The sequence below is a fragment of the Bacillus sp. FSL L8-0528 genome (genome assembly GCF_038593085.1).
GTDB lineage: Bacteria > Bacillota > Bacilli > Bacillales > Bacillaceae > Bacillus > Bacillus paralicheniformis.
Genome location: NZ_CP151961.1, coordinates 1,743,659 through 1,755,550 on the forward strand (window position 1 = coordinate 1,743,659; position 11,892 = coordinate 1,755,550).

Consider the following 11,892-nt stretch of genomic DNA (forward strand, 5'->3'; position numbering starts at 1 on the left):
GCCTCTTGATAACACATGATCAAAGTTACGCGATTAAACGGACAGCCCTTTATTCTGAACGCGCTATTCATTGAGCAAATTGAATGTTTTCCGGATACGACAATTACGCTGTCCAACGGAAAAAAGTTTGTTGTCAAAGAAGATGAAGATACAGTTGTGGATACAATCGTGTCATTCTATCAAAAAATCCAAATACTTTCTTGTGACCAAAGAATTGAGGAATCTGAATGAATAAAAAACTTCTAGGAATTATGCTGACGATTATTCTGGCAATTGCTGTGTTAGGAACCGCTGCGTTCTTTGTCATCAAGGGAAGCGCAAGTGAAAAAGATCAAACGAAAGAACCTTCGATCGATGAAGTGGTCGAATCATCAGTTGAAGTCGCCGAAATCACGACAAACTTGAAGTCGGACAATGTGGTCCGTTTGTCAATCAAGCTTGAAACCGATTCGAAAGAGGCGAAAGAAGAGCTTGAAAAGCGGGATTTCCAAATTAAAGATTCAGTCATCTCCCTTTTGGCAAACACGAACGCAGATGAGCTTGAAGGACAAAAAGGAAAAGAAAAATTTAAAGAGCAGCTGAAAGAAAAGCTGAACACGAACTACATGAAAGAGGGAAAAGTGAAAACTGTATACATTACCTCCTTTAATCTGCAGTAGGAACATAGATGACAGAACCATGGAGGTGAAAACAGATGGCAGGAGAAGTACTCTCCCAAAATGAAATCGATGCACTGCTTTCAGCGATATCGACCGGTGAAATGGACGCCGACGAGCTGAAAAAAGAAGAGTCCGTTAAAAAAGTAAAAGTCTATGACTTTAAACGGGCGCTCCGCTTTTCAAAGGATCAGATCCGCAGCTTGACAAGGATTCACGATAACTTTGCAAGGCTGCTAACGACTTATTTCTCGGCTCAGCTGAGAACCTATATCCAGATCTCGGTCAGCTCGGTTGATCAGGTTCCTTATGAGGAATTCATCAGATCCATTCCGAATATGACGATCCTCAATCTGTTTGAGGTTCGCCCTCTTGAAGGAAGAATCATGATGGAGATCAACCCGAACATCGCCTATACGATGATGGACCGGGTGATGGGCGGGATCGGTTCGAGCCACAACAAAATTGACAGCATGACGGAAATTGAGACGAAAATCATGTCCAATTTATTTGAAAGCTGCCTCTCGAATTATAAAGATGCGTGGGAATCCATCACGGAAATCGAGCCGGAAATGTCCGATTTTGAAGTGAATCCGCAGTTTGTGCAAATGGTATCGCCGAATGAGACGGTCGTTGTCATTTCGCTGAACACGCAAATAGGAGACATCAGCGGGGTTATCAACCTGTGCATCCCGCACGTCGTCCTGGAACCGATCATTCCTAAGCTTTCCGTTCACTACTGGATGCAATCAGACAGAATTGAACCAAAACCGGAGGAAACAAAGTCGATAGAAAAGCGGATTATGACGGCGCAAATTCCAATTGTCGCAGAACTCGGATCATCGGAATTAACCATTGAAGAGTTTTTAAATTTAGAAATTGGAGATTGTATCACTTTGGACAAATCAGTAGCAGAACCTCTTACTGTTTTGGTCGGAGATAAACCGAAATTTCTAGCACAAGCCGGCCGAATGAATCGAAAGACTGCGATTCAAATTCTAGATCACGACATAAGAGGTGAAGAATATGGAGAATAACAATAGGTTATCACAGGATGAAATTGATGCGCTGCTTAAAGGCGGCGATGATACGGCTCAAGAGCAGCCGGAATCAGGGTTGTCCCTGATGGAACAGGATACGATCGGGGAAATCGGAAACATTTCCTTTGGGAGCTCTGCAACAGCTTTGTCCACTTTATTGAATCAAAAAGTCGAAATTACAACGCCGACTGTTTCGGTGATTGAAAAAAGCCATTTAAATGATGAGTTCCCGCACCCGTATGTTTCAATTGGTGTGAGCTATACGGAAGGTTTTTCAGGAAATAATCTTCTCGTCATCAAGCAGGAAGATGCCGCGATCATCGCTGATTTGATGATGGGTGGAGACGGGACGAACGCAGATCCGTCGCTTGGCGAAATTCATCTAAGCGCCGTTCAGGAAGCGATGAACCAAATGATGGGTTCCGCAGCGACGTCGATGTCCACCGTCTTCAGCAAGAAGATTGATATTTCTCCGCCGGAAGTTGACCTCCTTGATGTGAATGAAGGGGAAGGAACAGAGCAAATTCCGAAAGAGGACCCGCTCGTCAAAGTATCTTTCAGACTGAAAGTCGGAGAACTGATCGATTCGCATATTATGCAGCTTTATCCGCTGACCTTTGCAAAAGACCTGATCGATGAATTAACGAATCAGGACGGCGGAGAAGAGCCAGTGCAGACTGAAGAGGCAAAGCAGCCGCCCGTACAGGAAAAACCTGCGCCTAGTCCGAGTCCGGCACCTGCTCAGACACAGAGACAGGAGCCTGCGCCTAGTCCGAGTCCGGCACCTGCTCAGACACAAAGACAGGAGCCTGCGCCTAAACGGCAAGGGACGGCAAAAGTTTCAGAGCCTGTGCAGGTGGCACCGGCAGAGTTTCAATCTTTTGCCCCTCAGACTGATGCGCAGCCGCACCTTCAAAACCTTGACATGCTCATGGATATTCCTTTATCCGTCACGGTCGAGCTGGGAAGGACAAACCGCAGCGTCAAAGAGGTGCTTGAACTGTCAACCGGCAGTATCATTGAGCTTGACAAACTCGCAGGCGAGCCTGTCGACATCCTGGTCAACCAGCGCGTCGTTGCCAAAGGCGAAGTCGTCGTCATCGACGAAAACTTTGGCGTCAGGGTGACAGACATTTTAAGTCAGGCGGAACGAATCAGCAAATTACGATAATAACAGATTGATTGGAGAGATTAATAATGGCTTACAAGATTTTAGTAGTTGATGATGCAGCATTTATGAGAATGATGATTAAAGACATTTTAGTGAAAAACGGCTTTGAAGTCGTCGCAGAAGCGCAAGACGGAGCGCAGGCTGTTGAAAAATATAAAGAGCATTCACCTGATCTTGTCACAATGGATATCACGATGCCGGAAAAAGACGGAATCACGGCTCTTAAAGAAATCAAGGAAATCGATCCGCAAGCAAAAATCATCATGTGTTCGGCAATGGGCCAGCAATCGATGGTTATCGACGCCATTCAGGCGGGAGCGAAAGACTTTATCGTCAAACCGTTCCAGGCTGACCGCGTCATGGAAGCGATCAATAAAACGCTAAGCTAAAGGGTGTACAACTTGTTTAAGAAACCTCTTATTTTCATAGCCGGCCTTTGTCTATTTGCCTTTCTCGTACTGCCGTACGCTCCGGCTCTCGCAGAGGAATCGGGGGATCAGACCGTTGACCATCTGTTTGAGCAAAAAGGTGCGGGCAAAGAAAAAGAAAAAGCAAAAGACAAAGACAAAACCGAGGAAAAAAGTTCTCTTAAGGAAGAGGCGGAGGCCGAACCCCCGTCTCCTTCCGTTTCCATATTTGATTTTGTGAAAATGATCGGCGCGTTACTGTTCGTCATTTTTCTAATCTACGCTTTGGTCAAATTCATGAATAAACGCAACCGCCTGTTAAAACCCTTCCAGTATGTCGAAAACATCGGCGGAACTTCGCTCGGGCAAAACAAATCCGTACAGCTGATTAAAGTAGGGAACAGGGTGCTGGTCGTCGGTGTCGGCGAGAATATCCAGCTGCTGAAAGAGATCGATGATGAAAAGGAATATAAAGAAATTCTCACGCAGCATGAAGCTGCGATGAACAGCAAGATTGAATGGCAGAAATGGATGGATCAAGTCAAAGTTCCAGGCGTGCAAAAGCAAAGCGGCACGGCATCTTTTTCCGAGTCGTTAAAAGCACAGCTCGCGGAACTGAAACAAAATCGCGCAGAAGGCAGAAAGAAAGGCCAAAATCAACATGAATGAGTTTATGGATTTATTTAATTCAAGCGATGCGGCAAATGTCAGCGCCAGCGTCCGGCTCTTGCTGCTTTTGACAGTATTTTCGATCGCTCCGGGGATCTTGATCCTGATGACGTGTTTCACAAGGGTTGTCATCGTATTGTCCTTTGTCCGGACATCGCTGGCAACACAGTCAATGCCCCCAAACCAGGTGCTGATCGGACTTGCACTGTTCCTGACATTTTTCATTATGGGGCCGACTTTTTCAGAGATTAATAAAGAAGCGCTGACGCCATTAATGAACAATAAAATCACCTTGGATGAAGCTTACACAAAAGCGGAAGCCCCGATCAAAACCTTTATGAGCAAACATACAAGACAGAAAGATCTGGCTTTATTTATGAATTACGCAAAGATGGAGACGCCTGAATCCATTAATGATATTCCGCTTTCAACGATGGTTCCCGCGTTTGTCATCTCGGAATTAAAAACCGCGTTTCAAATGGGATTTATGATTTTTATTCCGTTTTTAATTATCGATATGGTAGTGGCGAGTGTTTTGATGTCGATGGGGATGATGATGCTTCCGCCGGTCATGATTTCACTGCCGTTTAAAATTTTGCTGTTTGTGCTTGTAGATGGCTGGTATTTAATCGTTAAATCTTTGCTGCAAAGCTTTTAGAGTAGGTGCTAATACATGAATTCAGAATTTGTTATATCGATGGCTGAAAGGGCTGTATACGTTACATTGCTTATCAGCGGGCCGCTTTTGGCGCTCGCTCTTCTCGTCGGGCTGATCGTCAGCGTTTTTCAGGCAACCACCCAAATACAGGAACAGACTCTTGCATTCATTCCGAAAATTGTCGCCGTTTTGGTCGGACTCGTCATTTTTGGCCCGTGGATGCTGTCGACGATTTTGTCATTCGCGACTGAGCTGTTCTCTAATTTAAACCGTTTTGCAGGGTAGTTTTAACATGTCAATAATCGAATCATTTCCAGCCTTTTTACTTGTATTTGTCAGAATCACAGCATTCTATGTAACGGTGCCTCTATTTTCTTATCGGACAATTCCGGCCGTTCATAAAATAGGTTTTGCATTTTTTCTTGCGCTCGTCAGTTTTCAGGCGATTGAAAAGCCTCCTCAGCTTGATGTTGACGGAGTTTACATGATGTTGGCCATGAAGGAAGCGCTGATCGGGCTTCTCCTTGGGCTGATCGCCTACATGATGATCTCGGCCGTTCAAATCGCCGGATCATTCATTGATTTTCAAATGGGATTTGCGGTGGCGAATGTGATCGATCCCCAGACAGGGGCGCAAAGCCCGCTTGTCGGCCAGTTTTTATACACGATGGCGCTGCTTCTCATGCTAAGCCTGAATGCGCACCATCTCCTGCTTGACGGGATTTATTACAGCTATCAATACATCCCGGTCGACAAGATGGCGCTGTCGTTTGGAAGCGAAGGATTTGCCGAGTTTATTGCAAAGAGCTTCAACACGATGTTTATAACAGCATTTCAATTGTCTGCGCCTGTTGTGGCTTGTTTGTTTTTAGTCGATCTGGCATTGGGGATTGTGGCGAGAACGGTGCCGCAGCTCAACGTGTTTGTCGTCGGGCTTCCTTTGAAAATCGCGATCACCTTTATCATGCTCATCATCTGCATGGCCGTTATGTTCAGCATGATGCAGCACGTCTTCGAATTTGCCATTCGGACAATGAGAGATCTATTAACTTTGCTTGGGGTGGCATGATGAAGCTGACGTTGGATTTGCAATTTTTCGCAGGTGAAAAAACGGAAAAAGCGACGCCGAAAAAACGGCGGGAAAGCAGAAAAAAAGGACAGGTTGCCAAAAGCGCAGATGTCAATACAGCGATCACGCTTCTTATCGTGTTTTTATCATTTTTATTCATCGGACCTTTTATGAGAGACCGCCTGCTCGCCTTGATCGAAAAGTATTACAAAGAGTTGATCACGATGAAGGTGTCAGTCGCCAATATTCCCGGCCTGTTTCAAAGTCTTGTGCTTGAATCGGGCTTCATCATGGCACCGCTTTTGCTGACAGCCGTCGTCTCCGGGGTCTTGAGCAACTATCTGCAAGTCGGGTTTTTATTTGCCCCTGAAGCGATCAAGCCTGATTTGAAAAAGCTTGACCCGCTTAAAGGATTCAAGCGGATTTACAGCATCAGAGCGATCGTTGAACTGCTTAAATCGATTTTAAAAATCGTGATTGTCGGCGGCGTGACATTCGCCGTTCTCTGGCTGAACTTTGACAAAATTCTCAGAATCCCGGCGCTGTCTGCGGGCGAGGCTTTGTCATATGTCGGCTGGCTCACCTTTTTAATGGGGGTTTCCGCTGCAGTCGCCCTGATTTTTCTCGCGGTGCTCGATTACCTCTATCAAAAATTTGATTATGAAAAAAATATTCGCATGTCAAAACAGGACATTAAAGACGAATACAAAAAAACCGAAGGCGATCCTCTGATTAAGTCGAAGATCAAGCAGAAGCAAAAGGAAATGGCGATGCGCCGCATGATGCAGGAAGTGCCAAAAGCGGATGTCATCATCACAAACCCGACCCATTACGCCGTCGCGCTGAAATATGACGAAAACAAAATGGATGCGCCGTTTATCATCGCAAAAGGGGTCGATCTGATGGCTCTGAAAATCAGGCAGATCGCCAAAGAACACGATGTCATGACAGTCGAGAACAGACCTTTGGCGAGGGCGCTCTATGACCAGGTTGAGATTGACCAGGCCGTTCCGGAAGAATTCTTTAAGGCCGTAGCCGAAATCCTGGCTTATGTTTACAAAACAAAGCAAAAAATCTAGTGAATTTTTCAGTTTTAAAAGGAGAGAAACAGCATGTCAGCAAGAGATTTATCAGTTTTATCAGGCGTTGTCCTCATTGTGGCAATGCTTATCATACCCTTTCCACCATGGTTGTTGAGCGTTTTAATTATCGTGAATATTTCTCTTGCGTTAATCGTGCTTCTCACCACAATGAACATGCAAGAACCGCTGCAATTTTCGATATTTCCTTCTTTGCTGCTCCTCTTGACGCTGTTCCGCCTCGGGCTGAATGTATCGACGACGCGTTCGATTCTGTCCAACGGAGATGCGGGAAAAGTTGTCGAGACGTTCGGGTCTTTCGTTGTCGGCGGAAACGTTTTGGTCGGTCTCGTTGTCTTTATCATTTTGATCATTATCCAATTTATCGTCATAACGAAAGGGGCGGAACGGGTATCTGAAGTTGCTGCCAGATTCACGCTCGACGCCATGCCGGGGAAACAGATGAGCATTGATGCCGATTTGAATGCCGGAATGGTGACCGAACAGGAAGCGAAAGTGCGCCGTGAGAAAGTGGCCCGTGAAGCCGACTTCTACGGCGCGATGGACGGTGCGAGCAAATTCGTGAAAGGGGATGCGATCGCAGGGATCATCATCGTCCTCATTAACGTCCTTTTCGGAATTGTCATCGGCATGCTGCAAAAACAAATGAGCATTCAGGAAGCCGCTTCACACTTTACGCTCTTGTCTGTAGGCGACGGGATCGTATCTCAGCTGCCTGCGCTCTTGATCTCAACGGCGACGGGTATCGTCGTCACAAGAGCAGCATCGGACGGAAACCTGGGCCACGATATTACAGGCCAGCTGTTTGCTTATCCAAAGCTTTTGTATGTGACGGCGGGAACGATTTTCCTGCTCGGGATTTTCACACCGATCGGCATTCTCCTGACAGGCCCTCTGGCACTTCTTCTCGCCATCGGCGGCTATACGCTCTCCAAAGCCGGTGAAGAGAAGGAAAAAGTGGAGGATATCCTTGAGGAAGAAGCTGAAGTGGACGAATTAAAAAGTCCCGAAAGCGTCGTTCATCTGCTCGATATTGATCCGATCGAATTTGAATTCGGCTACGGATTGATTCCGCTTGCAGATGCAAATCAAGGCGGCGACCTCTTAGACAGAATCGTTATGATCAGGCGTCAGCTTGCGCTTGAACTCGGTCTCGTCATTCCGGTCGTCAGAATCAGGGATAACATCGCTCTTCAGCCGAACGAGTACAGGCTCAAAATTAAAGGAAACGAAGTCGCAAAGGGCGAGCTTCTCCTCGATCACTTTTTGGCGATGTCTCCGACAGGCGAAGACGATCAGATCGAAGGTATTGACACGATCGAACCGTCCTTCGGTCTCCCGGCTAAATGGATACCGGAATCTCAGAAAGATCAAGCCGAAATGCTCGGATATACGGTTGTCGATCCGGCTTCAGTCGTGTCGACCCACATTACAGAGCAAGTGAAAAAGCACGCTCATGAACTGATCGGAAGACAGGAAACAAAACAGCTGATCGACCACTTGAAAGAATCTTATCCTGTACTGGTCGAAGAGGTCTCGCCGAATCCGCTGTCTGTCGGTGATATTCAGAAAGTGCTGGCAAAACTTCTGAAAGAAAAAGTATCGATCAGGAACTTGGTGACAATCTTTGAAACACTGGCCGACTACGGAAAGCTGACAACGGATTCAGATATGCTGACCGAGTATGTAAGACAGGCGCTTGCCAAGCAGATCACTGCCCAATATGCGAAGGAAAATGAGACGCTGAAAGTGGTGACGTGTTCGGGCCGTGTCGAAAAGGCCGTGGCGGAAGGAATTCAGCAGACTGAACACGGCAACTTTTTATCTCTTGAACCTGTATTATCCGAAAATATCATTCAATCTGTAGCAAGAGAAATCGAACAGCTCTCATTAAGGCAGGAAGTACCGATCCTTCTATGTTCGCCTCCTGTCAGAATGTATGTCAAACAGCTGTTAGAGCGCTATTTCCCTGATCTGCCGGTTCTTTCTTATAACGAACTGGAAGCCAATGTAGAAGTTCAAAGCATCGGAGTGGTGGATATTCAATGAAAATTAAAAAATTTGTAGCTGGTTCTATGCAGGAAGCCACAAAGCAAATTATACAAGAGCTCGGGAATGACGCCGTAATCTTGAATTCTAAAAAAATTCAAACGAGAAAATTTCTCGGCTTTGTGAAAAAAGCCGGGGTTGAAGTGATTGCGGTTGTCGACCAGGACTCTTCCGACGCAAGGAAACCGGAGCGGCAAAAGCCTGTTTTACGTGAACAAAGCCCTTCACCTGTCCCGCAGCCGGACCACCTCGATTTGGCAAGCCAAGTGAAAGAGCTGAAAGAACTGCTGGAAATGCGGCATCATGAGCAGCCTGTTGATGTGCTGCCTGAGCCGCTGAAAAAGGCGGACCAGCTTCTGGCAAAGCAAGGGGTATCGCCGGCCATCCGTACGAAAGCGCTCGGCCGGTTGATCAGCACTTCTTTAAAAAACGGCGAAGAATGGACGGATGAAAAGGCGCTGGCCCGCTTAACAGATGCTTTGGCGGATCTTCTGCCCGATAATCGGGAACAGGACGCGGCGATTCATTCCCAATATGTCGTGCTCTTCGGATCGACCGGAGTCGGCAAAACGACGACATTGGCAAAGCTTGCCGCTTCTTCCGTGCTGGAAAAGCAGAAAAAAATCGCTTTTATCACGACGGATACGTACAGGATTGCAGCGGTTGAACAGCTCAGGACATATGCCGAGCTTCTGAATGCGCCGCTCGAGGTGTGCTACACGAAAGAAGAATTTAAAGCGGCCCAGCAAAAGTTCGCCGATTTTGACCACGTCTTCATCGATACGGCGGGCCGGAATTTCAAAGACGGGCAATATGTCAGGGAGCTGAAGGAAATCATTCCGTTTGAGCGTAAGATACAGGCGTTTCTCGTCATGTCCGCGACGAGCAAGTACGAGGATATGAAGGAGCTCATTAAGCAGTTCTCAAGCATTCCGATCGATCAGTTGATATTCACGAAAGTGGATGAAACCGATTCATTGGGAAGCGTCATGAATCTGCTCGCCGAATCGAGAATCGGCCTCGGCTATATGACAAACGGACAAAATGTTCCGGAAGATATCCGCTACTTGTCAAATGCATCATTTGTCAGACTGCTTACGGGGTGTTGAACATGGATCAGGCAGAAAGCTTACGAAGGCGGATGGGGCAGCGCTTCGCCGAACCGCCCGCCCCTGTCGCTCAGCCAAAAGCGAAAACGCTCGCTGTTATGAGCGGAAAAGGCGGCGTAGGGAAGTCGAATATATCGCTGAATGCGGCTCTCGCCTTCTTGGAAAAAGGAAAGAGCGTGCTTTTGATCGATCTTGATGTCGGTATGGGGAACATCGATATTTTGATCGGCCGGCAATCGCTTTACACCGTGATGGATCTCCTCCAGCAAAAAATGCCGTTTGAGCGCGCCTTGTCAGCCGGTCCGCGTGGCCTTCAATACATTTCGGGCGGAACGGGACTGGATGCGATGTTCGAATTGAACGGGGAAAACTGGGCGTTCTTTCTGAAAGAATTAACGCGGGCTTTGACAAGCTTCGATTATGTCATCTTTGATATGGGAGCGGGGCTGTCAAAAGATCAGCTGCCATTCGTCCTGTCAGCGGATGAAATTCTGGTCGTCACCACGCCGGAGCCGACATCCATCATGGACGCTTACAGCGCGATCAAGCATTTGGCATTAACCGGACGCGATCTTCAGCTGAAAGTCGCTGTCAATCGCTGTACAACCCAAAAAGACGGAATTTCTGCCTTTCTCCGCCTTTCCAACACGGTAAACGCTTTTTTACAGCAAAAGCTTGCATATGCAGGGCCGATTCCTGAGGATCCCCTGGTATCAAGAGCCGTTGTGGAGCAGCAGCCGTTTCTGATGAAGAACCCGCGCTCCAAGCCGAGCAGGGCGGTTTACCTGCTGGCAGAATCGCTGCTTGATAACGGCAGAAGGGAAATGGGCGAAAACCGGTCCTTTATCGATAAATTATCTTCATTCCTGAGGAGGGGCAATACATTATGATTCGTGTTCTTGTCGTTGACGACTCTGCTTTTATGAGAAACATGATCACCAAGTTTTTAACATCCAATCACGAGATTGCTGTAGCAGGAACGGCAAGAAACGGCGAGGAAGCGCTCCAAAAAATCAAGGAGCTCCGCCCGGATGTGATCACATTGGATATTGAAATGCCTGTGATGAACGGAAAAGAAACATTGAAAAGGATCATGGCGAGCGATCCGCTTCCGGTTGTCATGGTATCGAGTCTGACGCAGCAGGGGGCTGATATCACGATCGAATGTCTTGAGCTGGGGGCGATCGATTTCGTCGCAAAGCCGTCGGGTTCGATTTCAATTGATTTATATAAAGTAAGAGACATGCTGATTGAGAAAGTGTTGACAGCAGGGCGGGTGAAACTGAAAGGCCGGCCTGTTCCGATTTCAAAGCCCGTCATCGGGACGGCAAAGCGGCCGCCAGTGAGCGGCAGCGATTCAGTCCGCTTTCGGGCTGGAAAACAGCTCATCTGCATCGGTACATCGACAGGGGGACCGAGGGCGCTGCAAAGAGTGCTTCCCAAGCTTCCCAAAACGTTGAAGGCGCCTGTTTTTGTCGTTCAGCACATGCCAAAGGGGTTTACAGCCTCATTAGCGAACAGGCTGAACCACCTCTCAGAAGTAACCGTGAAGGAGGCTGAAAACGGTGAGAGAGCGAAAGACGGCTGGGTTTACATTGCACCCGGAGGGAAAAACATGGCAGTCGGCCTTGAAAAGGGCGAATTGGTGATCACGCTCGATGACCGCGACACAGAGAGCCGTCACAAGCCTTCTGTTGACTATTTGTTCCATTCCCTGGCCTCACTTCGGGAGTTTGAAAAAATCGCCGTCATTATGACGGGGATGGGAAGCGACGGAACAGAAGGCGTAAAAGGCCTTTTGAAACATGGAAGCGGAACGGTGATCGCCGAAGCAGCCGAGTCGTCCGTCGTTTTCGGAATGCCGAAATCGGTCATTAACAACGGGCTTGCAAACGACATCAAGCATGTTGATGAGATTGCCGCAGCCATTATGACGTATATGAAAAAAGAGAGGGCGTGACTCA

Annotated in this window: 14 protein-coding genes; all 14 read left to right on the forward strand. The window is 47.4% G+C overall.

Translation table 11 applies throughout. The features are described from left to right. Positions 1-15: 15 nt before the first annotated feature. From MHI30_RS08890 to MHI30_RS08955, 14 genes are read left to right on the forward strand one after another with little or no spacing between them, the layout of a single operon-like run. Complete coding sequence (locus MHI30_RS08890; protein WP_003181786.1) at positions 16-231, forward strand: flagellar FlbD family protein; 216 nt, start codon at positions 16-18, stop codon at positions 229-231. Then, positions 228-659 carry a flagellar basal body-associated protein FliL gene (gene fliL, locus MHI30_RS08895; protein ID WP_075752823.1) on the forward strand — a complete coding sequence of 144 codons (432 nt, stop codon included), beginning with the start codon at positions 228-230 and terminating at the stop codon, positions 657-659. Before MHI30_RS08890 ends, fliL begins: the two co-directional genes overlap by 4 nt. A gap of 35 nt (positions 660-694) precedes the next feature. Then, positions 695-1,693 (forward strand): flagellar motor switch protein FliM, encoded by a 999-nt coding sequence (gene fliM, locus MHI30_RS08900; protein WP_065644137.1) that lies wholly within the window; start codon positions 695-697, stop codon positions 1,691-1,693. Continuing rightward, positions 1,683-2,867, forward strand: coding sequence for a flagellar motor switch phosphatase FliY (fliY, locus tag MHI30_RS08905; protein WP_075752821.1), 1,185 nt, complete (start codon positions 1,683-1,685; stop codon positions 2,865-2,867). The genes fliM and fliY overlap by 11 nt, the downstream gene beginning before the upstream one ends. Before the next feature lie 26 nt (positions 2,868-2,893). Continuing rightward, a complete protein-coding gene (locus tag MHI30_RS08910; RefSeq protein ID WP_003181796.1) occupies positions 2,894-3,256 on the forward strand; it encodes a response regulator in 363 nt (120 codons plus the stop codon). Positions 3,257-3,268: 12 nt separating this feature from the next. Then, on the forward strand, positions 3,269-3,943 hold the full coding sequence (gene fliZ, locus MHI30_RS08915; protein WP_025811387.1) for a flagella biosynthesis regulatory protein FliZ: 675 nt from the start codon (positions 3,269-3,271) through the stop codon (positions 3,941-3,943). Continuing rightward, a complete protein-coding gene (gene fliP, locus MHI30_RS08920) occupies positions 3,936-4,601 on the forward strand; it encodes a flagellar type III secretion system pore protein FliP (RefSeq protein ID WP_009328512.1) in 666 nt (221 codons plus the stop codon). The genes fliZ and fliP overlap by 8 nt, the downstream gene beginning before the upstream one ends. 15 nt (positions 4,602-4,616) lie before the next feature. After that, positions 4,617-4,886, forward strand: a complete 270-nt coding sequence (fliQ, locus tag MHI30_RS08925) for a flagellar biosynthesis protein FliQ (protein WP_020451404.1) — start codon at positions 4,617-4,619, stop codon at positions 4,884-4,886. Between the two features lie 7 nt (positions 4,887-4,893). After that, positions 4,894-5,670 carry a flagellar biosynthetic protein FliR gene (gene fliR / locus MHI30_RS08930; RefSeq protein ID WP_043926383.1) on the forward strand — a complete coding sequence of 259 codons (777 nt, stop codon included), beginning with the start codon at positions 4,894-4,896 and terminating at the stop codon, positions 5,668-5,670. Beyond that, a complete protein-coding gene (gene flhB / locus MHI30_RS08935; RefSeq protein ID WP_075752819.1) occupies positions 5,670-6,749 on the forward strand; it encodes a flagellar biosynthesis protein FlhB in 1,080 nt (359 codons plus the stop codon). The genes fliR and flhB overlap by 1 nt, the downstream gene beginning before the upstream one ends. Positions 6,750-6,782: 33 nt before the next feature. Continuing rightward, a complete protein-coding gene (flhA, locus tag MHI30_RS08940; protein WP_075752817.1) occupies positions 6,783-8,819 on the forward strand; it encodes a flagellar biosynthesis protein FlhA in 2,037 nt (678 codons plus the stop codon). Continuing rightward, positions 8,816-9,928 (forward strand): flagellar biosynthesis protein FlhF, encoded by a 1,113-nt coding sequence (flhF, locus tag MHI30_RS08945; protein WP_075752815.1) that lies wholly within the window; start codon positions 8,816-8,818, stop codon positions 9,926-9,928. Before flhA ends, flhF begins: the two co-directional genes overlap by 4 nt. A gap of 2 nt (positions 9,929-9,930) precedes the next feature. After that, complete coding sequence (locus tag MHI30_RS08950; RefSeq protein ID WP_075752813.1) at positions 9,931-10,818, forward strand: MinD/ParA family protein; 888 nt, start codon at positions 9,931-9,933, stop codon at positions 10,816-10,818. After that, on the forward strand, positions 10,815-11,888 hold the full coding sequence (locus MHI30_RS08955) for a chemotaxis response regulator protein-glutamate methylesterase (protein ID WP_075752811.1): 1,074 nt from the start codon (positions 10,815-10,817) through the stop codon (positions 11,886-11,888). Before MHI30_RS08950 ends, MHI30_RS08955 begins: the two co-directional genes overlap by 4 nt. The last annotated feature ends 4 nt before the right edge of the window (positions 11,889-11,892 follow it).